The sequence below is a fragment of the Flavobacterium sp. CHNK8 genome (assembly GCF_019774515.1).
GTDB lineage: Bacteria > Bacteroidota > Bacteroidia > Flavobacteriales > Flavobacteriaceae > Flavobacterium > Flavobacterium tiangeerense.
In genome coordinates this window covers 231,321-256,955 of the sequence record NZ_CP081492.1, presented here as the reverse complement: position 1 = coordinate 256,955, position 25,635 = coordinate 231,321, and the positions used below count along the sequence as shown (strand labels likewise).

The 25,635-nt window shown below is 35.5% G+C and carries 23 protein-coding genes and 1 pseudogene; 11 read left to right on the top strand and 13 right to left on the bottom strand.

Annotated elements, in window-relative coordinates; all coding sequences use genetic code 11:
• Positions 1–16: 16 nt before the first annotated feature.
• On the bottom strand, positions 17–823 hold the full coding sequence (locus K5V07_RS01055) for a glycogen/starch synthase (protein WP_086453098.1): 807 nt from the start codon (positions 821–823) through the stop codon (positions 17–19).
• Between the two features lie 108 nt (positions 824–931).
• Here K5V07_RS01055 and panC point away from each other — a divergent pair, with 108 nt between their 5' ends.
• The 9 genes from panC (at position 932) to K5V07_RS01010 (ending at position 9,832) form a co-directional block, all read left to right on the top strand.
• A complete protein-coding gene (panC, locus tag K5V07_RS01050; RefSeq protein WP_221916010.1) occupies positions 932–1,780 on the top strand; it encodes a pantoate--beta-alanine ligase in 849 nt (282 codons plus the stop codon).
• A gap of 14 nt (positions 1,781–1,794) precedes the next feature.
• On the top strand, positions 1,795–2,145 hold the full coding sequence (gene panD, locus K5V07_RS01045) for an aspartate 1-decarboxylase (protein WP_086453096.1): 351 nt from the start codon (positions 1,795–1,797) through the stop codon (positions 2,143–2,145).
• A gap of 254 nt (positions 2,146–2,399) precedes the next feature.
• Positions 2,400–3,548 carry an alpha/beta hydrolase-fold protein gene (locus K5V07_RS01040; protein WP_221916009.1) on the top strand — a complete coding sequence of 383 codons (1,149 nt, stop codon included), beginning with the start codon at positions 2,400–2,402 and terminating at the stop codon, positions 3,546–3,548.
• Positions 3,548–4,909 (top strand): DNA repair protein RadA, encoded by a 1,362-nt coding sequence (gene radA / locus K5V07_RS01035; protein WP_221916008.1) that lies wholly within the window; start codon positions 3,548–3,550, stop codon positions 4,907–4,909. The genes K5V07_RS01040 and radA overlap by 1 nt, the downstream gene beginning before the upstream one ends.
• A gap of 33 nt (positions 4,910–4,942) precedes the next feature.
• On the top strand, positions 4,943–5,782 hold the full coding sequence (locus K5V07_RS01030; protein ID WP_221916007.1) for an AraC family transcriptional regulator: 840 nt from the start codon (positions 4,943–4,945) through the stop codon (positions 5,780–5,782).
• Between the two features lie 87 nt (positions 5,783–5,869).
• On the top strand, positions 5,870–6,418 hold the full coding sequence (locus K5V07_RS01025) for a YbhB/YbcL family Raf kinase inhibitor-like protein (RefSeq protein WP_221916006.1): 549 nt from the start codon (positions 5,870–5,872) through the stop codon (positions 6,416–6,418).
• A gap of 176 nt (positions 6,419–6,594) precedes the next feature.
• Positions 6,595–6,996: a heme-binding protein gene (locus K5V07_RS01020; RefSeq protein WP_144893426.1), complete on the top strand. Its 402-nt coding sequence runs from the start codon at positions 6,595–6,597 to the stop codon at positions 6,994–6,996.
• Positions 6,997–7,195: 199 nt separating this feature from the next.
• Positions 7,196–7,726 (top strand): hypothetical protein, encoded by a 531-nt coding sequence (locus K5V07_RS01015; RefSeq protein WP_144893428.1) that lies wholly within the window; start codon positions 7,196–7,198, stop codon positions 7,724–7,726.
• Positions 7,727–7,864: 138 nt separating this feature from the next.
• A complete protein-coding gene (locus K5V07_RS01010; RefSeq protein WP_221916005.1) occupies positions 7,865–9,832 on the top strand; it encodes a transglycosylase domain-containing protein in 1,968 nt (655 codons plus the stop codon).
• Positions 9,833–9,943: 111 nt separating this feature from the next.
• Here K5V07_RS01010 and K5V07_RS01005 read toward each other — a convergent pair whose 3' ends face one another.
• The 3 genes from K5V07_RS01005 to K5V07_RS00995 all read right to left on the bottom strand — a co-directional run bounded on the left by K5V07_RS01005 (position 9,944) and on the right by K5V07_RS00995 (position 12,964).
• Positions 9,944–10,981 (bottom strand): aldo/keto reductase, encoded by a 1,038-nt coding sequence (locus K5V07_RS01005; RefSeq protein WP_221916004.1) that lies wholly within the window; start codon positions 10,979–10,981, stop codon positions 9,944–9,946.
• Positions 10,982–11,062: 81 nt separating this feature from the next.
• Positions 11,063–12,004, bottom strand: a complete 942-nt coding sequence (locus K5V07_RS01000; protein WP_221916003.1) for an OmpA family protein — start codon at positions 12,002–12,004, stop codon at positions 11,063–11,065.
• A gap of 198 nt (positions 12,005–12,202) precedes the next feature.
• A complete protein-coding gene (locus K5V07_RS00995) occupies positions 12,203–12,964 on the bottom strand; it encodes an exodeoxyribonuclease III (protein WP_144893436.1) in 762 nt (253 codons plus the stop codon).
• A gap of 205 nt (positions 12,965–13,169) precedes the next feature.
• On the opposite strand from K5V07_RS00995, the gene K5V07_RS00990 reads away from it, so the two are divergent.
• Entirely contained in the window at positions 13,170–14,972 is a 1,803-nt protein-coding gene (locus K5V07_RS00990; protein ID WP_086453085.1) for a lysophospholipid acyltransferase family protein, read from the top strand.
• 63 nt (positions 14,973–15,035) lie between these two features.
• On the opposite strand, the gene K5V07_RS00985 is transcribed toward K5V07_RS00990, so the two are convergent.
• On the bottom strand, positions 15,036–15,317 hold the full coding sequence (locus K5V07_RS00985; RefSeq protein WP_182650136.1) for a TM2 domain-containing protein: 282 nt from the start codon (positions 15,315–15,317) through the stop codon (positions 15,036–15,038).
• Positions 15,318–15,771: 454 nt separating this feature from the next.
• A pseudogene (locus K5V07_RS00980) lies at positions 15,772–16,710 on the bottom strand (2-hydroxyacid dehydrogenase); the annotation flags it as partial.
• Positions 16,711–16,845: 135 nt separating this feature from the next.
• Here K5V07_RS00980 and nhaA point away from each other — a divergent pair.
• Positions 16,846–18,006, top strand: coding sequence for a Na+/H+ antiporter NhaA (gene nhaA, locus K5V07_RS00975; RefSeq protein ID WP_221916002.1), 1,161 nt, complete (start codon positions 16,846–16,848; stop codon positions 18,004–18,006).
• 98 nt (positions 18,007–18,104) lie between these two features.
• Here nhaA and proC read toward each other — a convergent pair whose 3' ends face one another.
• From proC to K5V07_RS00940, 7 genes are all read right to left on the bottom strand, one after another.
• Positions 18,105–18,881 (bottom strand): pyrroline-5-carboxylate reductase, encoded by a 777-nt coding sequence (gene proC / locus K5V07_RS00970; RefSeq protein WP_221916001.1) that lies wholly within the window; start codon positions 18,879–18,881, stop codon positions 18,105–18,107.
• Between the two features lie 89 nt (positions 18,882–18,970).
• Positions 18,971–20,323 carry a magnesium transporter gene (mgtE, locus tag K5V07_RS00965; RefSeq protein ID WP_221916000.1) on the bottom strand — a complete coding sequence of 451 codons (1,353 nt, stop codon included), beginning with the start codon at positions 20,321–20,323 and terminating at the stop codon, positions 18,971–18,973.
• Positions 20,313–21,092, bottom strand: coding sequence for a 16S rRNA (adenine(1518)-N(6)/adenine(1519)-N(6))-dimethyltransferase RsmA (gene rsmA / locus K5V07_RS00960; protein ID WP_221915999.1), 780 nt, complete (start codon positions 21,090–21,092; stop codon positions 20,313–20,315). The genes mgtE and rsmA overlap by 11 nt, the downstream gene beginning before the upstream one ends.
• A 116-nt stretch (positions 21,093–21,208) precedes the next feature.
• Complete coding sequence (locus tag K5V07_RS00955) at positions 21,209–21,523, bottom strand: DUF4286 family protein (RefSeq protein WP_221915998.1); 315 nt, start codon at positions 21,521–21,523, stop codon at positions 21,209–21,211.
• A gap of 116 nt (positions 21,524–21,639) precedes the next feature.
• Entirely contained in the window at positions 21,640–23,430 is a 1,791-nt protein-coding gene (locus K5V07_RS00950) for a hypothetical protein (RefSeq protein WP_221915997.1), read from the bottom strand.
• 77 nt (positions 23,431–23,507) lie between these two features.
• Entirely contained in the window at positions 23,508–24,779 is a 1,272-nt protein-coding gene (gene serS / locus K5V07_RS00945) for a serine--tRNA ligase (protein ID WP_221915996.1), read from the bottom strand.
• 311 nt (positions 24,780–25,090) lie between these two features.
• Positions 25,091–25,630, bottom strand: a complete 540-nt coding sequence (locus tag K5V07_RS00940; RefSeq protein WP_158730104.1) for a hypothetical protein — start codon at positions 25,628–25,630, stop codon at positions 25,091–25,093.
• Between the last annotated feature and the right edge of the window lie 5 nt (positions 25,631–25,635).

The following is a 25,635-nucleotide window of genomic DNA, read 5'->3' as shown; positions in this document are numbered from 1 at the left end:
ATTAAAAAGGGTTAATTTAAAGCATTTCGTTTATGTAGAAATTTGTATACGCCTCGGCGAATGCATCTTTCGGTGCGAAAGGTAAAAAAGGTTTTCCTGAAGATTCTATAAATTTTGTTAAACTTGGCGTCAGTGAATCAGAAGCGATAATCACTGCATCAGAATGCTTTATGGTGGTTTTAATAATATTCTCGTAGTTAGGGATTTCAAGATCAGCTATTGCATCTTCTGGAACACCATCAAATTTTACTTTATTAATCATTTCAACATCAAGAGTACCATCAAAAGACTGACTGTACACAGATGTTACAATCTTTGTTTCTGAAAATAAAGCTTCGTTTTTGTAAAAATGCTTCATATAAACAGGCAACATCGCTGCTAACCATCCATGAACGTGAATGATATCTGGAACCCAGTTGAGTTTTTTTACTGTTTCTACTACACCTTTTGCAAAGAAAATAGCGCGCTCATCATTATCAGGATACATAACACCTTCTTCGTCAGCAAAAGTTGCTTTTCGTTTAAAGTAGTCATCGTTATCAATAAAATAAACTTGTATACGCTCTTTTGGTATCGATGCAACCTTAATAATTAAGGGCATATCCAAATCATTTACTACCAAATTCATCCCCGAAAGTCTAATTACCTCGTGCAATTGATGTCTTCTCTCGTTAATATTTCCATACCTTGGCATAAAAATTCTTATTTGTCCACCTTGATCATTAATCATTTTTGGAACGTCATAAGACATTAAAGAGACCTCGTTTTCAGCGAGATACGGCACCACTTCAGATGATACATATAATATCCTCTTATCTTTCATATTGTAATTTACTTTATTTATTGGCAATAAAAACCACGCAAAATTACAAAAATTTATGCAGTTATTAACTAAAATAGTAAGTTTGCATTTAATTTTAATAATACTGCCATGCCAATTTTCTATGGAAAAGCACCTTTGATGGACTATTTAAAATCTATTAAAGATAGTCAGAAGACTATTGGATTTGTTCCTACAATGGGCGCTTTGCATGAAGGTCACCTAGCTTTGATGAAAAAATCATTACAAGAGAATGACACTACAGTAGTTAGTATTTTTGTAAATCCAACACAGTTTAACAATCCAGAGGACCTAGAAAAATATCCTAGAACACTGGAAGAAGATATTAAAAAGCTTACAAATCTAGACGACAGCATTATTTTGTACGCGCCAACTGTTGAAGATATTTATGACGGAAAACCAACTTCCCAATCATTTGATTTTGATGGACTAGAAAACCAAATGGAAGGCAAATTTAGACCTGGTCATTTTAATGGTGTAGGTACCATTGTAAAACGTTTGTTTGAGATTGTTACTCCTAATAATGCTTATTTTGGCGAAAAAGATTTCCAACAACTACAAATTGTAAAAAAAATGGTTTCTAAAAATAAACTTCAAGTAAAAGTTGTAGGTTGTCCCATACACAGAGAAGCCAACAATCTTGCTATGAGTTCTAGAAACGAACGTTTAACGCCACAAGAACGAGAGCAAGCCTCACTGATTTACAAAATTTTGAGAACTGCAAAAGAAAAATTCTCAAAAGACAGCACGCTTACGATTTCTAAATGGGTTCAAAAAGCGTTTGAAAATAACACGCAATTCACTCTTGAATATTTTACCATTGCAGACGAAGCAACACTTTTAACCTGCACTCGAAAAAATAAAACTAAAAAATACAGAGCTTTTATAGCGGTAATAGTCAACAATATTAGATTGATTGATACCATTTCATTAAATTAATTTACCTTTGTAGCATGCAAATCCAAGTCTTAAAATCAAAAATTCACCGCGTTAAGGTAACCGGAGCAGATTTAAATTATATCGGCTCTATTACTATTGACGAATCCCTGTTAGAAGCATCTAATATTATTGAAGGTGAGAAAGTTTCAATTGTAAACATCAATAACGGAGAACGTTTTGAAACCTACGCCATCAAAGGAGAAAAAAACTCCGGAACCATTACACTAAACGGTCCCGCTGCCAGAAAGGTACAAAAAGATGATATCATTATTATTATTTCGTATGCAGGTATGGACTTTGAGGAAGCAAAAACATTTAAACCATGGGTTATTTTCCCTAACGAAAACGACAATTCACTAACATAAACCCGCTAGCACAAGTAGGTTATAATGACACTACCACAAACACCCAACTTAGTTATAGGCAGTGTTTGTGGTTTTTTTGTGAAAAATATTATAGAAATCTAATTGAAACGTAAACCAATTAAAAACCTAAAGTCACAGCTACTTCACGACTTACAACATAAAAAAAGGGAACACCTGCAATAAAAAACAAATATTATAGTATCTTGCTTAGTAAATTACACTTAACATAAGACCCTACCAAATCTAGCCTGATAATGAAAAAAACACTATTATTCTTGTTATTTAGCGTGACCGTTTTTTCTCAAAAAACATCCTTTACATTCGATTCTCAAATACTCGGCGAGAAGAGAGAATTGACTATAAGCCTACCGCTATCAATAGAAAAAAATCCAAATAAAAAATACCCGATCTTGATACTTCTAGATGGAGATTATCTATTTGATCCCTTTTATGGCGCGTTACAATATGGCGCCTACTGGGATGATCTTCCTGAAAGTATAATTGTAGGCATTCATCAAAATCAAAAAAACGAACGCATAGATGACTGTATGCATGATGACATAGAGGATGAACTAACCGGTAAAGGTGCCCAATTTTTTAATTTTATAGGAGGAGAATTGATCCCATATCTTGAAAAAAAATATCCCACCGCACCGTTTAGAATCATTGCTGGACATGACACTACCGCAGGTTTTTTAAACTATTTTCTGTACAAAGAAAATCCGATGTTTCAAGCCTATATTTCACTTGCACCTGAACTTACAAAAGGTATGCAGGAAAGATTACCGGATGAAATTTCAAAAACCAAAAAATCTATTTTCTATTATCAGGCAAATGGAGATGGTGACATCCGCAAAATTCAAAATGGAATCAAAAACCTAGATGCTGGCTTACAGGAGGTTAAAAACCCATTGGTACACTATAAATTTGATAATTTTAAAAACACATCACATTATGCTGTGGTACTTCAAGCAATTCCTAATGCGCTTTACCATTTCTTTGAATCTTACAAACCAATTTCTTCATTAGAATTTAGTGAGAAAATAGCCAGTTTACCCTCTGGTTATGTAGACTATTTAGTGGCACGCTATGACACTCTTTATGAAAATTTAGGTTTAAGAACACTAGTAAGACTCAATGATTTTAAAGCCATTGAAGCCGCAATACTAAAAAATAAAGCCTACTCAGAACTGGGACAACTAGCAGAAATTGCAACGGTTAATTACCCAAAATCCATGCTTTCAGATTATGAACTAGGTTTGATGTATGAAAAATTAGGTGAGCCCAAAAGAGCAGCAAAATACTATCAAACAGCTTCACAACAAGAAGAAATAGGTGATTTGACTAAAACGATGATGCTTGAAAAATACGAGAATATGATTACTCAAATACCAAAAAAATAATGTCAAAAGTAAAAACTACTTTTTTTTGCCAAAACTGTGGTGCGCAATATGCCAAATGGCAAGGACAATGCAACTCCTGTAAAGAATGGAATACTATTGCCGAAGAAATAATTCAGAAGCAAGAAAAAGTGGCTTGGAAAAGCGAACCCACGCCAACTAGCAAAGCACCAAGACCCCTGCGTATTAATGAAATTGATTCAGCAAAAGAGATTCGCATGGATACTACTGATGGCGAATTGAACCGCGTTTTAGGTGGTGGTATTGTACCTGGTTCTTTAATTCTTTTGGGAGGTGAACCAGGCATTGGAAAAAGTACTTTGCTTTTGCAAATATCACTCAAACTGCCTTATAAAACCTTGTACGTATCAGGAGAAGAAAGTCAGAAACAAATAAAAATGCGTGCCGAGAGGATTACGCCAAGCGGAGACAATTGCTACATCTTGACCGAAACCAAGACACAAAACATCTTCAAACAAATTGAAGCCATTCAGCCAGAGATTTTAATTATAGATTCCATTCAAACTTTGCATACGGACTATATTGAATCAACACCTGGGAGTATTTCTCAAATTAGGGAAACTACCGCCGAATTGATCAAATTTGCCAAAGAAACCAATATTCCTGTCATTCTAATTGGACACATCACCAAAGACGGAAACATTGCAGGTCCTAAAATTCTGGAACACATGGTCGATACCGTTTTACAGTTTGAAGGAGACCGCAATCACGTTTATCGAATTTTACGCTCTCTCAAAAACCGTTTTGGCTCTACGGCCGAAATCGGAATATATGAAATGTTAGGTAGTGGCTTGCGAGAAGTAGCCAACCCATCAGAAATATTAATTTCGCACAAAAACGAGGAATTATCAGGTACGGCAATTGCCTCAACTCTGGAAGGCATGCGCCCTTTGATGATAGAAATTCAAGCACTCGTAAGCACTGCAGTGTACGGAACGCCGCAACGAAGTACAACCGGATATAATGCAAAAAGGCTCAACATGATTTTGGCAGTACTCGAAAAAAGAGCTGGTTTTAGGCTTGGCGCCAAAGATGTATTTTTGAATATTACAGGAGGAATTTCAGTAGATGATCCTGCAATTGACTTAGCCGTAGTAGCAGCCATCTTATCTTCAAATGAAGACATTCCCGTCAACAAAGATTTTTGTTTTGCTGGTGAGGTGGGACTTTCGGGTGAAATACGTCCTGTTAATAGAGTGGATCAGCGCATTCAGGAAGCTGAAAAATTAGGATTTTCGACCATTTTTGTATCCAAATACAATAAAATCACTTTGAAAAACACGGGTATACAAATTAGGATGGTCGCTAAAATAGAAGATGTAGCTAGTGAGTTGTTTGGATAACTATATTTATTGTAGAAAAATTTAAATTATAAAATGGAAATTCAATATTTACCTGAGCAAATAGAAACCAACAGCGATAGTGAACTACAACTGTATGAATATTTTATTTCAAAAAGCATCAATAAAAACAAGGTGCAGCTTTCCAAAAATGTTTTTAGTTTTTTACTCAACGGAACCAAAGAACTCATTACCCAAAACCATACAACGCGCATAGAAAATGATAAATTTGTCATTATCAAATCTGGTAATTGCTTGATGAGCGAAAGCATTTCTTTGAGCCAAAATTACCGCAGCATGTTGCTATTTTTTTCAGACAAAGCCGTTGAAGACTTTCTAAAGAAATACGATTATAAAAACAATACAACTCAAAATAACGATCCATTTATCATAGCCGAATATGATCGTGTCATTCAAAATATTGTTAAAAGTTTAATACACCTTCAGTCGCAACCTATTGACTTTGTCAACAAAATGCTGCCGTTGAAATTTGAGGAAATATTATTGTATCTCGTTCAAATGAAGGGAATCGATTTTTTATTGAATTTTGTACATCACCAAAATCCATCGGCAAAAACATTTGTAGATACGATGCACAAAAATGCTTTGAACAATTTAAGCATCCAAGAACTTTCGTTTTTATGCAACATGAGCGTTTCAACTTTTAAACGCAACTTTGATAAAGAATTTCAAACAAGCCCAATCCGATGGTTTCAAGAAAAAAGACTTGAACATGCGGCTTACTTGTTGCAAACCAAGAAAATGCGCGCCTCTGATGTGTACGAAGAAATAGGCTTTGAAAATTTGTCTAGTTTTGTTCAAGCTTACAAAAACAAATTTGGAACCACTCCCAAACAATCACAAATCAACATTTGAACTTTTAACAACATTTTTTGAACTTTTTAGTTTTAGAGTTAACCTCCATATTAATGACTTTTGCATTGTAATTTAAAACCATTCACCATGCAAAAATCAATTTTATTTTTATCAGCAGTACTTCTATTTACAAGTACGCTTTTTGCTCAAAAAACATTTACACTAAGCAGTAAAGATATGGGCGGATCCTTTACCATTCAAAATGAATTTAATGGATTTGGCTGTAACGGAAACAATGCATCGCCACAATTAAGTTGGGAAAATGCTCCTGAGGGAACTAAGAGTTTTGCCATTACTTGTTACGATCCAGATGCACCTACAGGAGCAGGATGGTGGCATTGGGTAGCCTTTAACATTCCTACCAATGTGAATGAAATTGTTTCAAAAGCAGGAAATCCAGCCTTAAATTTAATGCCAGCAGGAACTGTACAAAGTACTACAAGCTTTGGGGCAACTGGTTTTGGTGGTCCATGTCCACCGGTAGGTCATGGCATACACACCTATATTTTCACCGTTTACGCACTAAAAACAGACAAACTAGGACTAGACGCTACTGCAAACCCAGAGTTAGTTGGTTACAACTTATGGGCCAACACCCTAGCAAAAGCAACAATTGTAGCGCACTATAAAAGATAATAAAATTGAGGTCAAAGTAGCACTCGACGCTGCTTGCGATAGATTTGAAATCTCCGTAACCAAACTACATTTAACGGGTGAAGTTAGCGGTAAAACTTGGATGCCCAATCAGCAAAGCTTTAAGTGCAACTCCAACGGAATTAATTACCCAATTTACAACCAAATAAGTATAAAAAATGAACATTACATTACAACAAGCAGAAGCAGTAATCGCTGCAGCAAAAATCAAATCAGAAGAAATTGGAACTAAAATGGACATTTGCGTAGTAGACGCAGGTGCAAATTTAGTAGCATTCGCCAGAATGGATGGCGCTTGGATAGGATCTATTGACATTTCATTCAAAAAAGCAAAAACATCTGCATGGTTCACAATGGACACTGCAACTTTAACGCCGTTAGTAAAACCTGAAGCTCCGCTATACAACATTGAGCACAGTAATGGCGGATTGATTACATTTCCAGGAGGTGTTGTTATCAAAAACAATGCTGGTGAAGTAATAGGAGCTATTGGAGTAAGCGGAAGCACCGTAGAAGACGATCACCTTGTAGCTGATTTTGGAGCCAAAGCGATCCTGTAACCTACAAAATCAAATAGTATTACAGCCTAACAATCGTTTGCTTTGTTAGGCTGTTTTATTTGTAGTCATAATAACTAGACTAGGAATAAAAATAAACTGCGTTTTGGACACATCCTATTTAGTAAAAACAATTTAAAGTATATATTTACCATTCAATTGCATAACTAAAAAACTAAAACAACTTTACTACCACCCTACAATGAAAACCTATCAAGACCAACTACAAATTGTAAACTCCTTTCATGAAATGGGAGAAACTATTGCTGCAGCACAGTTCTTGATGGAAGAATACGGCCTTACACACCCTAACTTTAAAGGTTTTGAACTCAGAGAAAAAGCCAAGCCTGAATTCATCCTAATGACTACCGAAGGTGCTTTGGGTGAACCACAAATTATTCGGATACCAGAGAACACTTTTGAATATCCGCTTCATTTAATGCTCAACTTACTCCTGCATGAGATGATTCACGTGGCACAAAAAATGCCTGAAAACACTATTCATGATAAAAATGAGAGAGAATGGCAGGCTTATTATGAAATGCTTTTTCATGAACAATATCCGCAAGTTCCTGAACTTTCTCATTTTCACAAACGCTTTTTTGCCAATAAAGCACTGGAATATTACAACCGAATGGGCGAAGCCTCTCCACTGCAAATAAAATACGGAACTCAAAAACAAAATGTAGATTTACTGCTGCTAGAAATAGCAGAGGAATTACAAAAAAAGTAGTTTGTAGCCACAACTGCTTTCAAAAGTAAAATAGCCCTAAACAATCTATATGCTAATGGTTTATTAAACTTTAGGTTAACCGTATACAAAACAAGGGAAAAGTTGCTATTTTAGCCACCCCAAATCAATACAGTAAACATGAAAACCACAAAACAAAAAATTGGTCTTTTTTTTAAGATACTCCTCGTGGTAATATGCCTTATTGTTGGAGGTTTTTTTATTTTTAGAGATGCCGTTTTACAACAAACTCTAGATAAAATTTCAAATGAAATGACGGTAGAATACAACAGTAGTTTCACCGTTAAAAAAGCCTCATTTGATGGTTTATCTGGCCTTAGCATGACTGGAATTACGCTCGTACCTAAAGATGCTGATACTCTTTTTAAAATTGAAAAAATAAAAACAACGGTGAACCTCTTGAAACTAATTTCGGGCGAGGTGCAACTGGGAACATTAGACATACAAAACGGTTACATTCAACTGGTAAAAAAAGGAAAAAAAAGAAACTTTGATGCGTTCTTGAAAAAGGATCCCTCAGCGGAAAAAACCAATGAAAAAAGGGATTACGCCGAATTCGCTTATGCTCTAATTACCAAAATATTGAATTTAGTTCCTACAGATATGGTGCTAGACAACCTTGCTTTTAAAATAGATGATAACGGCAATAAAACAAACATCAATTTTCAAAAACTACGTTTAGCGAATAAACAATTGGAGACATCCATAAAAGTAGAAACCAATACCATCTCACAACGGTGGAAACTTAAAGGTTTTGCAGATCCAAGAAATAAAAAAGCAGATATTCAGTTTGTAAACATTGATACTGGCGCCATTAAACTCCCGTATTTTGATGAACGTTTCAACTTGAAAACTAGTTTCAACACCATACGATTAAATCTTGAAAACATTGACAAAGATGGCGATGAGCTACACATTGCTGGCTTTATGGCTATTGCCAATTTAAAAATCAATCATCCTAAAATAGCCAATAAAGATGTAGTGTTGCAAAATGCTAAGTTTGACTACCGTTTTTTATTAGGTTCCGATTTCATTTCTATTGACAGTACCTCAACCGTACAACTCAATAAGATAAAATTCCATCCTTACCTTGCCTATGACACTGCTCTTGACACGCTATACAAACTAAAGGTAAATATCCCAAAAATGAAAGCTCAGGATTTCATAACCTCCTTACCTGAAGGCTTGTTTACGCATTTCAAAGGCATGGAAGCAAGCGGAACTTTCTCCTATAAATTGGATTTTGCTTTCAATCAAAACAAACCCAACCGTTTGGTTTTTGACAGTACTTTAAAGAAAGAAAACTTAAAAATTACAAAATATGGCGACGCCAACTTAACCAAGCTCAATGGAGAGTTTGTATACCGCGCCTTGATTAATAACGTCTTGCAAAGACCTGTTCTTGTGGGTACCGCAAACCCTAACTACACCTCATTAGATCAAATTTCTCCTTACTTACAAAAATCAGTTTTAACTACTGAGGATCCTTCGTTTTTCTCACATCGCGGCTTTATCAGTGAGGCCTTCAAACAATCGATTGTAAAAAACATTAGAACCAAAAAGTTTGCTCGTGGTGCTAGTACTATAAGTATGCAACTCGTGAAAAATGCTTTTTTGAGCAGAGAAAAAACGCTTTCGCGAAAGCTTGAAGAAATATTATTAGTTTACATCCTTGAAAACAATAGGATTGTGAGCAAAGAACGCATGCTGGAAGTGTATTTTAACATTATCGAATGGGGTCCAAATGTATACGGAATTGGCGAAGCAAGTCAGTTTTATTTCCAGAAAACACCAGCGGAGTTGTCACTAAACGAATGCTTATACTTGGCACGAATTATTCCGAGTCCAAAGAAATTCATGTATCAGTTTAACGACCAAGGATTATTAAAAGATTTTGCTACAAAACAAGAGCTTTTTTTAACAAAAATAATGCTTCGAAGAGGACTCTTGACTCCAGAAGACACCTTGTATACTTCAATACCTATTTTTATCTCAGGACCTGCACGCTCTTTTATAAAGTTCAAAGTACTAGATTCAACCTTGATAAAAGTAGATTCACTTGCCGAAGGGACTGAGTTTGATTTCTAAATCTCTCCTAGAAACTAAAAAACTCCAGCAGAAAAGATTCATTTTCTGCTGGAGTTTTGTTAAGGAAGTCGCAATACAAATGGTTGTTCTTAAAAAAATACTATTTTTAAACTAAGGAGCCGGATCCGGAACTGCAGCTTGTACTGCATCAATGGCTTTTAAAACCTCCTCCGAAAGTGTCACTTGAATCGTGTCAATGTTTTCTTTTAACTGTTCTAATGTTGTAGCCCCAATGATCGTGCTAGTTACAAAAGGCTGTTGTTCTATAAATGCCAAAGACAGTTCTGTTAAGGTCAATCCGTTTTTAATTGCAATTTCATGATACAAACGAGTGGCTTGAGTACTTTGCTCGCTGTTGTATCTAGAGTATTGCGGGAATAAAGTAAGGCGTGCTTTTGGATGTGATTCACCGGTTAGGAATTTTCCAGATAAAATACCAAATGCCATCGGGGAATACGCCAATAAACCTACATTTTCTCTCAGGCAAACTTCAGCGGAAGCATTTTCAAAAAGACGGTTTAACAATGAATAGGGATTTTGAATCGTTTTTACTCTTGGCAGATTGTTGTATTTGCTTTCTTCCAAAAAACGCATGATTCCCCATGGATTTTCATTTGACAACCCAATATGCTTGATTTTTCCAGCTTTTACAAAACTGTCCAGAGTCTCCAAGACAGCGTGAATGTTATCTTCCCAAGCATCCTCTTGTACTGTATAGCCGCGTTGCCCGAAATAATTCGTTTTGCGCTCTGGCCAGTGTAATTGGTACACATCCAGATAATCGGTTTGCAGTCGTTTTAGACTTTCGTCTAAAGCAAACTTTATGCTAGCAGGCGAGAAATCTAACTTTTCTCTCATATACCCAAAATTAGGATTAGGACCCGCGATTTTGGATGCCAAAACAATCGATTCTCTTTTGCCTGATTTTTTAAGCCAAGTCCCTATAATTCTCTCAGTACTACCATAGGTATCTTTATTCGCTGGAATAGAATACATCTCCGCAGTATCAAAAAAATTAACTCCGTTTTCTAGTGCATATTCCATTTGGGCGTGACCCTCAGCCTCAGTGTTTTGTTGACCAAAAGTCATTGTACCCAAACATATTTTACTGACTTTTATATCAGTATTGGGTAAAGTAGTGTATTTCATAAAGTCGTAACGTTAAAAAGTCAAAAGTCATAAAGTCAATTGTTTTACTTGACGACTTTATGACTTTTGACTATGGAAAAATTAATTTATATCATTCAACATCTCTGCGATTGCATCTAATCTTGGAGTTAAAATAATTTCAATCCTGCGATTTTTTGCTTTACCCTCAGCAGTTGCATTACTTCCTAATGGTGAAAATTCACCTCTTCCAGCAGCAGTTAGATTTTGCTTGTTTATTTTTTTGTTTTCGCTCAAAATACCAACAATTGAAGTAGCTCTTTTTGTAGACAAGTCCCAGTTATCCGCAATAGGACCGGATGCTGTAAAGGCATCATCATCTGTGTGACCTTCAATCAGTACAGAAATATCTGGATTATCTCCCAATACTTTCCCTAGTTCTACAACCGCTTTTTTACCTTCAGATCCTACAGCCCAACTTCCAGAGTTAAAAAGGAGTTTATTCTCCATAGACACGTACACTTTCCCGTTTTTTTGCTCAACGGTCAAGCCTTTTCCTTCAAAACTATTCAAGGCTTTAGACAAAGTTTCTTTTAGTTTTTTCATGCTTGCTTCTTTGGCAGCAATCAAATCTTCAAGTTCTTTCAGTCTTTGTGCACTTTTACTCAAACGCTCTTGCTCTAGTGCTAGTGCTCTCCCTTTTTCATCTAGTTGGTCCAGCAAATCCCTGTTTTTCTTCATGTTGCTTTGTAGCGCATCACCACTATTTTTTTCTAGCGCGGTATAGGAATCTTGAAGCATTTTATACTTGTTTTTACTTGCTTCTAAATCTGCTGCTGCTCTGGCAAGAGCAACTGTAGATTTGTCAAGATCAGCTTTTAAGGCGTCTCGGTCTATTTCTAGTTGGTTTTTAGCTTGCGATAGAGCAGCGTTTTCATCAGCTAAAGTTCTATTTTCTTTTTTAAGATCAGTAAATTTACTTTCTAGATCATTGTATATTTTCTTGGAAACACAAGATGTTGATAATGCGAGTACCAACAATCCGATTGAAATTTTTTTTATCATTTGTTTTAGTATTTATGTTGATTCAATTATTTAATACCCCGAAGTCATTAAGCTAAGAGCATTCCTCAAGCCCCAATAGCAGTAAAAATCCTTGTTGTTGTTTTTAAAAACAATAAGATTACTTCACTCAATTTTTATAAACGCAGGAGTTCAGTGAATTACATTTATAGCGAGAGCGGGAACAAGCTCCTGATCCTACTACTCTATTTCAACCAGAATAGGGCAATGGTCTGAGTGCACAGCATCGGCTAAAATTACAGCTCTTTTTAATTTATGTTTTAAATTTTCACTTACAAGATTGTAATCAATCCTCCATCCTTTATTATTTCCTCTTGCTCCAGCACGGTAACTCCACCATGAATATTGATGAGGCTCCTTGTTAAAATGTCTAAAACTATCTACAAATCCTGATTTCATAAACTGATCAAGCCAAGCTCTCTCTTGAGGCAAAAATCCAGAAACATTTTTATTTCGCACTGGATCATGAATATCTATTGCTTCATGACAAATATTATAATCGCCGCAAATTACTAGATTGGGAATTTCTTTTTTGAGTTCGTTGATGTAGTTTTGAAAATCATCCATAAACATAAATTTATGATCCAATCTATCCATATTTGTTCCAGAAGGCAAGTATAAACTCATAACAGATACCGAATCAAAATCAGCTCGAAGATTACGCCCCTCAAAATCCATATGCTCAATTCCCGTACCATAAAAAACAGAATTAGGTTTTGTTTTAGACAAAATTGCCACACCACTATACCCCTTTTTTGTAGCTGGATAGTAATATTGATAGGGATAACCTGCTTGTGTAATGGCATCAACTGGAATTTGATCTTCAGTAGCCTTAATTTCTTGTAGGCATATAACATCAGGATTTGCATGCTGTAACCATTCTAGAAAACCTTTTGTAATGGCTGCTCTAATACCATTTACATTGTATGAAATAATTCTCATCAGGAAAAAAAATTGAAATTAACATTAAAATCATCAGGCTTAATTTAGAACCTAAATACCCAATTTTATGTATTACTTTTAAAATCTTGTTTAAAAATATACGTTTCAAATGTAACAAAAAAGTAGAAGTTTGATGTAGAAAAATAGAGAAAATGGAGTTTTTTGCTATCTTTGTTTCTTGCACTAAAATAAAGAAAAAAAATACATGGGTCTAGTTACCGCGAAAGAAGTTGCAAAAGCAATTAATGCAGACAAGTACGGCGTTTTGGGTACGTTTTCTGGCTGGATATTAATGAAGGTGCTAAAAATCTCTACCTTGAATAAAGTATACAATAGAAACAAACACCTAGAAGATGTCGCTTTTTTGAATGGAGTTCTTGATGATTTAAAAATAAAATTCGAAATCCCAGAAGAAGACTTAAAAAGATTACCAAAAGAAGGCGCCTATATTACCATCTCAAACCACCCACTTGGCGGAATTGATGGCGTTTTGTTATTAAAATTAATGCTAGAACGCGAGCCAAATTTTAAAATTATCGCTAATTTTTTATTACACCGCATAACTCCGTTAAAAAAATACATCATGCCTGTAAATCCTTTTGAAAATCATAAGGATGTAAAATCAAGCGTGGTAGGCATTAAAGAAACACTGCGTCATTTAAGTGATGGCAAACCTCTAGGTATGTTTCCTGCAGGTGAGGTTTCTACATATAAAGATGGTAAATTAATGGTGGACAAACCTTGGGAAGAGGGCGCTATTAAAGTCATTAGAAAAGCACAAGTTCCTGTTGTCCCTATCTATTTTCATGCAAAAAACAGTAGGTTGTTTTACTTGCTTTCTAAGATTAGTGGGACTTTTAGAACAGCAAAATTGCCATCTGAAGTTTTTAGTCAAAAACGTAGAGTAATCAAAGTTCGTATAGGCAAACCAATCTCTGTAAATGAGCAAAACGAGCACACTACTCTTGAGGAATACTCTGAGTTTTTAAGGAAGAAAACCTATATGCTGGCTAATCCTTTTGAAAAGGAAAGTCCATTTTTACCTACTCCTACCTTAAAAATTCCTAAAAGTCCAAAAACGATTGTTACTGCTGCAAGCCAAGACAAAATGATCAAGGAAGTAGAAGGATTACGTACAACGGATTGCCGGTTATTACAAAGCAAAAACTACGAAGTGTTTTTTGCAAGAGCTTCAAAAATTCCAAATATTCTTCATGAAATTGGTCGTCTTCGCGAAATTACTTTTAGAGAAGTAGGTGAAGGTACCAATGAATCGATAGATCTTGACAAGCACGATCAATATTACCACCACTTATTTTTGTGGGATAATGAAGCTAACAAAATTGCGGGAGCATACCGCATGGGATTAGGAGCCGAAATTTACCCTAAATATGGTATAAATGGTTTTTACCTCAACGATTTATTTAGATTTGAACCTGAATTATATGATATGATGCACAAATCCATAGAAATGGGTCGCGCGTTTATCATTAAGGAATACCAACAAAAACCAATGCCTCTTTTCTTGCTTTGGAAAGGAATTATGCACACTACTTTGCGTTATCCAGAGCATAAATTTTTATTGGGTGGTGTGAGTATTAGCAATCAATTTTCTGATTTTTCAAAATCGTTAATGATTGAGTTCATGAAATCAAACTATTACGATCCCTATATTGCGCAATATATTCATCCTAAAAAAGCATATAAAGTCAAGCTAAAAGATGCCGATAAAGATTTCATTTTCAACGAGACTGAAGCTGATTTGAATAAATTTGATAAAATAATTGACGAATTGGAACCTGGCAGTTTGCGCTTACCTGTTTTGATTAAAAAATATATCAAACAAAACGCCAAAGTTGTGGCCTTTAATGTAGATCCACTATTTAATAATGCGGTAGATGGCCTCATGTACATAAGAATAGCTGATATTCCCGAAAGCACTATGAAACCAGTAATGGAAGAATTTCAGGCCGAACTAGAACGAAAATTAGCAGAAAAAGAAGATTAATATCAGTAGCATTATATAAATCCCGTCTCGTCCTAAAAAGATAAGACGGGATTTTTTTATGTTTTAAAACCATGCCTTTTTACCTACTTGATACGTTTGATAAAACTCTTCATCTGATTTTGTCAAATAAATAATCCCTTCAATAAGTCCTAACAAAGTCGTTACGGTTCCACAAGTAAACAAACTAATCAACAACCATATAATCCCTTCGGTGGTGTAACCCAAAAAAAACTTATGAATTGCTAAAGGTCCTAAAAGTATAGCAAGCAACCCTGCTGGAAGTTTCTTATTGTCTTGTCGGTAAGGTTGTGGTTGATTCCAAGTTTCGTGTTTTTGATTTTCCATTGTTAGTCAATATTGGTTAATTAAGTAGTTTATGTATTCTCATTTATAAAAAAGCAGCGTCAATAGGTTCCCAGAGTTCAATTTTATTTCCTTCGCAATCCAGTATCCAAGCAAATTTTCCGTACTCGTAAGTCTGCATATCACCCACAATTGTTACACCTTCTTGTATTAATTTTTTCAATAATACCTCTAAATCATGCACTCTAAAGTTTTGCATAAACTCTTTTTTGCTAGGCTCAAAGTAAGTAGTATCTACTGCAAATGGAGACCATTGCGTAGAACAATCCGCGCCGTTCTTATCTTTCCACCAAAAAGTAGCTCCATATTGATCTGTTTTTAAACCCAAATGCTTTTCGTACCAAGCCGTTAAACCTTTAGGGTCATTGGACTTAAAAAAGAAACCTCCAATTCCAGTTACGAGCTCTTCTGGCTCGATATTTTTGGCTTGACCAAAATACTTTGCTTTTATTTTATCTACAATAACTTGTGCTAATCGTTCCTTACTTTCCACAGTCCAACCGGCAATATGAGGTGTTAAAATTACATTTTTAGCTTGCAGTAAATATTGAAACGCTTCGGGAGTATTTTTGTCACTGAAAAGAGTTTCAAAAGAAAGTTTTTCATATTCCAAAACATCAAGTCCAGCACCAAGAATTTTTCCTGCTTGTAAAGCTGCTACCAAATCTTGGGTGACTAGATTGTTCCCGCGTGAGGTGTTGATAATCCAAAATGGCTTTGCAAAGTTATTGATAAAGGATGCGTTGATCATTTTATCAGTTTCTGGAGTCCAAGGAACGTGTAAGCTCAACACATCAACTTCTTGTTGAAAAGTATCGAGTGTTACTTGTTTCGCATTGACATCGCCTACGTTTTCTAGAATGTCGTAGCAAAGTACTTTTACATCAAAACCTCGAAGTTTTTTGGCAAAAGATTTCCCCATATTTCCGTAGCCAATAATTCCTACCGTTTTACCATCTAGCTCATGACCTCTATTACTTTCACGGTTCCACTGCCCTGCTCTAACTTCTTGATCGGCTTGATTCAAGTTATTGAACAATGACAGAATCATTCCTAACGAATGCTCTGCTACTGCATTCCTATTACCTTCGGGTGCGGCTATAAGCGCAATGCCCTTTTGCGTAGCATAATCACAATCAATACTTTCTAATCCAGCACCCACACGTGCTATAAACTGTAAATTTGTTGCCTTGTCTAAAAATATTTTGTCAATCTTAAAACGACTTCTAATCACGATTCCGTGATAATCCTGAATTTTAGATTCAATTTCCTCTTTTGAAGAAACATAATCACTGTGATTATGAAAACCAGCAGCTTGAAGTTGATCCCAGAGTACAGGATGATTGCTGTCTATGTGAAGGATATTGATAGCCATATGTTCTAAATTTTGATTACTCAAATAAACAAAAAAAATACGGTTTATGGAGTAAACTGATGCCATAAGCCTTTAAAATTGTAAATTTGTGCTTTGTATTTTTCACACTCCTACAAAACAAACTCAAAATAAATAATGAAAGTAACTAAAACATTTAAAGCCTTTTTTGAAAGTGAAAAAGCAGGAGGTATCTTATTACTTTTTGTAACTTTACTTTCCATTGCATTGGCCAACTCAGCAGTTCAAGACAATTATATTGCATTTTGGGAAACCGAAGTGGCAAGCCATTCCATTACCCACTGGATTAATGATGGTTTAATGACCATTTTCTTTCTCTTAATTGGATTAGAATTAGAAAGAGAAATATATCAAGGAGAATTATCGAGTATTAAAGATGCTACTTTGCCTATTTTTGGCGCTTTGGGCGGTATGCTGGTACCTGCGGGGATTTTTTTACTACTAAACTTTGGTACGGTTACACAAAACGGAGCCGGAATTCCTATGGCTACAGACATTGCGTTTGCAATAGGAATTTTATCGCTTTTAGGCAAAAGAGTTCCTACTTCATTAAAAATTTTCTTAACCGCATTGGCAGTCATTGATGATTTGGGAGCCATAATAGTCATTGCTGTATTTTACACTGAAAGTATTGACTACATCAATCTAGGAATTGCATTTGCCATTATGGGAGTTTTATTCATTTTTAACAGACGCAACGTGCATCAACTCTATCCATACTTGATAGGAGGAGCAGCCATGTGGTACTTCATGCTAAATTCAGGAGTACATGCTACCATAACAGGAGTATTATTGGCCTTTGTGATCCCGTTTGGAGATGGAAGCAAAAAAACTTCTTCTTACCGTTTGCAACACTTTTTGCATTATCCTGTAGCGTTTTTTATCCTACCATTGTTTGCTATTGCCAATACAGGAATTGCAATTAGTGCTAACTGGCAAGAAGGTTTAAATCATGCCAACACGATAGGAATCATTTTAGGACTTGTTATAGGAAAACCTTTGGGAATATGGTTGTTCTCATTCCTAGCGGTAAGTATGGGTATTTGTACACTGCCAAAGGATTTAAAATGGAGCAGTATTCTAGGCGCAGGAATGCTTGGCGGCATAGGATTTACCATGTCTATCTTCATCACATTACTGGCTTTCAAAAACGATGGTGAAGAAGTAATTACTTACTCTAAAATTGCTATTTTAATGGCCTCTTTTGTTGCAGGAACAATTGGGTTTTTATGGCTAAAATTTAATTTAAAACCCCTAAAAATTAAAAAAGCTACATAGGATTATGTAAATATTTCAAAAATAAAAGCCCTCATATTTCGAATGAAAAATGAGGGCTTTTATTTTAAAGGTCATATGGTTAAAACTATTTGGTAGTTCTATCCTTTAATTTGTTTCAAAGAAGTTTTAATCCCTCGAATCAATGAAGAACTAAAACCGTGCATTTCCATTTCATTCAAACCTGCAATTGTACAACCTTGTGGTGTAGTAACTCTATCAATTAATTGTTCCGGATGTATATTTTCTTCCAAAAGCATTTGCGCCGCCCCTTTAACGGTTTGTGCTGAAATAGCGAGGGCAGTTTGCCAATCAAAACCTATTTCAATACCCGCTTGCATAGAAGCACGAATATAACGCAACGCGAATGCAGTTCCGCTGGCTGCAAGAACCGTTGCTGCATCCATCAATTTTTCGTCAATAATTGGAGCTGTGCCTAATGTTTGGAATAGCGATACAACTTGCTGTGCTTGCAGTGTATCTTTTTCATGAAAAGCAATACAGGTTGCTGAAGCTCCGAACTGTGCCGCTATATTAGGCATTATCCTAATAGCACTATTTGTATTCCCTATTTTTTCTTGCAATTTCTCTATACATAATCCACTTACTGCTGATGCTACAATTTTTTGAGATACATAAGGTAGAATTTCACTTAACACCATATCTACTTGGTATGGTTTTATGGTCAAAATAATGACATCAGCCTCTTCTATTTCATGTACATTATTATTGGTAACAGTGGCACCTAATTTTTCCAGATACGTAATTGAAGTCACATTTCTTCTAGTTATTGTAATCTTGTTTTCTGGTGAAAACTGAGACAAACCCAATGCAATTGCTACGCCTAGGTTTCCCCCTCCAATAATATGTACTTTCATGCTAGTTATGGTTTTCCTCTCCCAAACCCTCTCTAAAAGAAAGGGAATTATCATGGAAAAGTGTTGGTTAGTTAAATGACTATATTTTTTTAGAATCCTAAAATCATTTTTGCTATCGAAAAATAAATTAAAATTCCGCAAATATCGTTGCTAGTGGTAATAAAAGGTCCTGTTGCTAGAGCTGGATCAATCCCAAATTTATCTAACAATAAAGGAATAGAAGTCCCAATTAATGACGCAATAATAATTACTGAAATTAGCGCAGTGGTTACAATGATACCAATAATAATCTCAACATTTAATAAAAAATGACTTCCTATAAACAATATAGACGCCAGTATTACGCCATTTAATAAGCTCAATGAAACTTCTTTTATCAACCTGTTAAACAAGGAACCACTCAAGGTATTATTAGCCAAACCTTGCACAATAATAGCCGAAGATTGTACACCTACATTTCCCGCCATAGCCGCAATAAGTGGTGTAAAAAAGAACAAGTTTCCGTGTTGTAGCATGGCACCTTCAAAAAGTCCCAATACTTTTACCGAGATAAAACCACCTAAAAGCGCTAAAACCAACCATGGTAACCTCGCTTTTGTGTGCTCAAATATGCTATCATCAGCTTCTACATCTTGTGAGATACCCGCTGCTAACTGGTAATCTTCATCAGCTTCGTCCTTGATTACATCTACAATGTCATCAATGGTAATTCTACCTACTAACCTTCCTAATTCATCCACAACTGGAATCGCTTCTAAATCGTACTTTTGCATGATACGAGCCACCTCAACATCCTCAGTATCTACTTTTACCGAGTTTAATTTTCGAATATAAACATCATTGATAGGTGTTCTAGACGAAGTAGTCAACAAATCCTTAAGTGACAAACGCCCTTTTAAACGATCTTCATCATCTACCACATAAATAGAATGTACTCTGGAGATATTTTCGGCCTGAATGCGCATTTCTTTCACGCACGTAAGTACATTCCAGTTTTCATTGACTTTAACCAACTCTTTGTGCATGATTCCACCAGCGGTGTCCTCATCATAGCGCAATAAATCAACAATATCTTTGGCATGCTCCACATCTTGGAGTTCTGATATTACTTCGGCTTTTAAGTCTTGCGAAAGCTCTGCAATAATATCCGCAGCATCATTGGTTTCAAGTTCATCTAATTCTTCTGCAATTTCCTTTGGCGAAAGCCTGCTTAATATGTTTTCACGCAAATCATCTTCTAGTTCTAGAAGAATTTCGGCGGTTTTCTCACTGTCTAAAACTTTAAAGATGTAAGTAGCTTCGTTAAAGTCCAGCTCATCTAGAATTTCGGCAATATCAGCATGGTGCATGTCATTCAATAACACTTCCAACTGCTGGTCGTTCTTGTTTTGAATGAGTTGCTCTAATTCTTGTATTAGTACTTTGCTGATTTTAAACTCCATCGGCTTCTATTTTTTGTGTGAGGGAAATAAATTGTGCTACATCTAATTGTTCTGGACGAAGGTTTAAAATTTCATCCTCACGTAAAACATCAGACAAATTCAAGGTCTTTAAGCTATTACGTAACGTTTTACGTCTTTGCTGAAATGCGGTTTTAACTACTGTGAAAAATAATTTTTCGCCGCAAGGCAAACTAAAATCTTTTTTACGGCGTAACCTTAAAACCCCTGATTTTACTTTGGGTGGCGGATTAAAAACATTTTCGTCTACGGTAAACAAATACTCTGCATCATAAAAAGCTTGCACCAGTACCGAGAGAATTCCGTAGGCTTTTGTTCCTTTCTTTTCACAAATACGTTCTGCAACTTCTTTTTGAAACATACCAGCAAACTCTGGTATTTGTTCTTTGTATTCTAATGTTCTAAAAACAATTTGTGTTGAAATATTATACGGGAAGTTCCCAATTATAGCAAACTGCTTCCCTTCAAAAATTTCATTGATGTTGTATTTCAAGAAATCTTTAGAGATAATTTTATCTTTCAATTTTGGATAATTAGCATCCAGATAGGTTACTGATTCGGTATCAATTTCAATAACGTATGTATTTACAGGTTTATCCAATAAATATTTTGTCAAAACTCCCATTCCCGGACCTATTTCTAAGACATCATCATACCCTTCTAGGTTTAGCGTGTCAGCAATATCCTTAGCTATACTTTCATCTTTGAGAAAGTGTTGTCCTAAGTGTTTTTTGGCGGTTACTTTTTCCATTTTTTTGCTGAACTTATTTCAGTATGTATTTATTTTGCCACTAAGGCATAAAGTTTATATTGTATCTGTGATCCGATTTTTAATCTGGATACTAGGTGTTTACAAGATTACGCTATTTATTTATAATCCCCAATTAACTCAAGTTCAGTTCTAAAAGCTAGCATTTTATCTCCAAATAATCGAGCGCCCTCTTCACGGAAACCAGGTGCATACTCTTGATAATAGCGCTGCAAGGTCTCCTTACTTTCCGTTTCATATTGTACAGAGTAGGTTACTCCTCCCATTTCTTCTTCAACCAATACGCGAACCAATCGGGCTGATGAAAACAATCCAGTTGCCAAGATTTCAGGAATGTGTTTGTGTTGCATCCAGATCATCCATTGATCGTGTACGCTTTCATGTATATTTGTAGTGACATTGTATATAATCATAAACTGACCCTGACCCTAAAAAAAGGGAAAACCTACCAGGGATAGTAGGGTTAAAAAAAATTAATATTCTAGAACAACGGTTGCCATCATGTAAAGCCTAGTTTTGCACCCATCATTTACTGTATTACAGTATCTCCTCTTAGCATGCGATATTCTTTGCGGGCCGGCACAAAATGGATACTATCTTGATGATTAAAAATTATTTTCTCATACAATGGCTTAGCAATTTCGGGTTGTTGTAGTTTTTTATTGTTTATTTCGGCCGCATAAAATAAGGCTTCGTCAATGTAAATGCTTTCTTTGTGTGCTTCTATTATTTTTTGGTATTGGCTTAAAGCCAAAACAAAATCGGATTTTTTTTCATAAATTTTACCCAATCTCAACAACGTAATCGCTTCAATTTCATCAGCTTGCTCACCTGCCTTTTTTTGTAACAGTGACTGAAATTGAACAATGGCTTCCTCATCTCTATTTTGATACAATAGGTAATCACCTTTTGCAAATTGTTTTAAGGCCGTTTGAGTAGAATCAGCAACGGTATTGTCATTTATCAGCAAGTAATACTCTAAGGCATCATTTGCAATCAACTGTGTATTAGCTGCTTTTAACTCCTTAAATTGTTTCAAAGCCCATTCAAAATCAGTTTTAAAATAGCTTGTTTTTGCTGCTTTCAAACTGGCTTCATGAGCTACAACATCATTTTTTAAATCCAATTCAATTTGAGAATAGTACAATAATGCTTGGTTGAATTTTTCTTCATAAAGTAAAATATCAGCCAACTCCATTTTTGTTTGTGCTATTTCATATTCATTCAGTTGCATTTCTAGGGCATACTTAATAATTTTTTTAGCCTCCTCTGGTTTTTTTAAATTGAATGCTGTAAAATGAGCTTGAATAAGCTGCAAAGATAGCGTAAAAGGACTTATTCCAAATTGTTTTAGCAAATCCTCTAGTGCCAGATTAATTGCTGGGTAATCAGTAGCTGTTGCTTTTTCAATTTTCATTCGTATTAAGTACGTATTGGCTTGCACCAATAACTCTTTGTCCTGTGAATTTTGCAACACAAAATTTAAAATCTCAATAGCGGCATCGGTTTTTTCTTCTTGGATGGCTTGTTGTCCTAGACTTACAATGTTAGCAAGCGTTTCGGGATTGCGTTTGTAAATGGCTTTTTCTTGTATAAATGCCTTATCAAATTCTTTTTGCTGCACATAAAACCAACTTAAAAAACGATTCCAGAAAATATCTTGTGTTTTTTGAGTTCTTACTATCAATGCTTTGCGCAAAATATCATTGAAATTAGCATCACCTTCATCAACCATGAAACGTACTAATTGGTTTTGGATTCGGATGGAGTTTTCTGGATTCGTATACGCTTCATCTAGAAAAGTAGCAACCATGAGTTCCATATTTGCCATTTGACCGTAGAGCAACCCTATTTGATAATTGAAATTGAAATTTTCCTGCGTTCCAGAGACCATTTTATATGCTTTCAATGCATATTCAAGGAGTACTTTACGTTCAAACGCATTGGCAACACCGTAAACATCATTTGGATTTTTCTTTATGGATTCTAAAGCTCTTTCGTAGTACGGCTTTGCCCTACTTTCGTTTTTTTGCAACTGATAATTATAACCTAGTTCCACCAAAATGGTTGGCTGCTGGTACTTATCATACCTGAGCTGAAGTGCAGTTTGTGCGCTTTCAAACTGCTGCAATTGTTGCAAACAATCTATTGACCTTAAAAAATAAAGCGAATTTTGAGGTGTCTCTTTTAATAGTTCTTCATAACTGATTTTTGCTTTTTCAAAATCGCCTTTGTCATAATAATACTGTGCTAATTGCTCGTTTTGGGCAAAAGCAAATAGCGAGAATGACAAACTGATATACAGAAAGAGCTTTTTCATTATCAATATTCGTGTTTAGTTGCAGTCACAGTTTTCAGTCACAGCGTTGTCAACTGTGACTGATAACCGCAAACTAATTAATTTATAATATCAAATCCACAGTAAGGACGCAATACCTCTGGTATTACAATTCCCTCAGGAGTTTGGTAATTTTCTAATATTCCAGCCATAACTCTTGGTAAGGCCAGCGCGCTTCCGTTTAAGGTGTGTGCCAATTGGTTTTTTCCATCTTTGTCCTTGAAACGCAATTTCAAACGATTGGCTTGAAAAGTCTCAAAATTAGAAACTGAACTAATCTCTAACCAACGGTCTTGTGCCGTAGAAAATACTTCAAAATCATACGTCAATGCTGAAGTGAACCCCATATCCCCGCCACAAAGACGTAAAACACGGTACGGTAATTTCAAATCCCTCAAGATATCTTTTATATGTTCTACCATTCCGTCAAGTGCTTCGTAAGACTTATCAGGATGCTCTACACGTACAATTTCGACTTTGTCAAATTGGTGCAAACGGTTTAAACCACGTACATGAGCACCGTAAGAACCTGCTTCACGACGGAAACATGGCGTATAAGCCGTAGTCAATACTGGCAATTCATTTTCGTTAAGGATTACATCACGAAACAAATTAGTAACAGGAACCTCAGCCGTTGGAATCAAGTACAAATCATCGGTTTTATCATGGTACATTTGCCCTTCTTTGTCTGGCAATTGACCTGTTCCATAAGCAGATGCTTCATTGACCATATGCGGAACCTGAACTTCATTGTAACCCGCTGCCGTATTTTTATCTAAGAAATAATTGATCAAGGCACGTTGCAAACGAGCACCTTTACCTTTATACACTGGAAATCCTGCTCCAGTGATTTTTACTCCCAATTCAAAATCAATGATATCGTATTTTTTTACCAAATCCCAATGTGGTTGTGCACCTTCATGTAAAACCGGAACGGCACCTTCTTCAAAAACGTTTACGTTTTCCTCTGGAGTTTTACCCTCTGGAACAATATCAGCTGGAAGATTAGGTAATGTATATAATTTTTCTAAAAGTTCAGCAGCTAGTGCTTCAGCTGTTTCGGCTAGCGCTTTGCTTTTCTCTTTGTTTAAAACTGTTTTTTCTTTTAGGATTGCGGCTTTTGATTTCTCACCCGCTTTCATCAATTCGCCAATATCTTTGGATAATTTATTAGATTCAGATAAAATAGTGTCCAGCTCTACTTGCGTAGCACGACGTTTTTCATCTAGTTGTACCACTTCTTCAACAACACTCTTGGCATCCAAATTTCTTTTGGCCAAAGCATTGATTACTTTTTCTTGATTCTCTCTAATAAATGCAATTTGTAACATAGCTTGATTTTTTTGCGCTAACTTATATGATTATGGAAGCAAATTTAAGGAAATGTTTGATAAGATTGGGACAAAGTTTTTTAGGAAAATTTATTTCACGAAGATTCGCATAAAAGCCACAAAGATTCACGGAGTTTTTTATTGAAATCTTTGCGTTGCTCTGTATTTTTCTTAGTGTGTCTTTGCGAAATAACGCTACTCTTTTTTAATAGGAAAGGCTATTTAACGAAGATTCGCATAAGAGCCACAAAGATTCACGAAGTTTTTTGCAGAAATCTTTGCGCTACTTTGTGTGTCTTTGCGAAATAACTCTACTCTCTTTTAATCTCGTGACCTACAAAAGCTTCAAGAGTTGCAAACATATCGTCTATAGAAAGCACTTCAAGATCAGGGTGCGACATTAAAAAAGCAGCATTAAGTTCTACTATATTTTCTTCTATTTCGAAAAAAGTATCGGTGTTGAGTGCGTCTCTAGTGAGATTAACTCCTTCTAATTTTCCTTGTAAAAATTTATTGAGTTTCACACTACTCATTAAACTCACTTTTTTAGACTGTTGCTGGAATAATTCTAGATGTTTTGGTGCTTCAATCAAAGCTAAACCTTCTTCTATAAGTTCGTTTAATTCCTTATTCCATCCGGAGCGGTGAACGAATTGTGCAAAGTTACCATCAACATGTTGCGCTACATAAAAATCCAAATAATAACTCATCAACGCATCTTCGTGAATCAAATCGTCATCAATTTTCTCTTCACGCATTAAGTTGATTACCGAAATGTTTGAGTTAATAATATCTTGTGGGTTTTCACTTTGAGCAGCGTTTTCTGAGATGATGATTTTTCCGAATTCCATTTGAG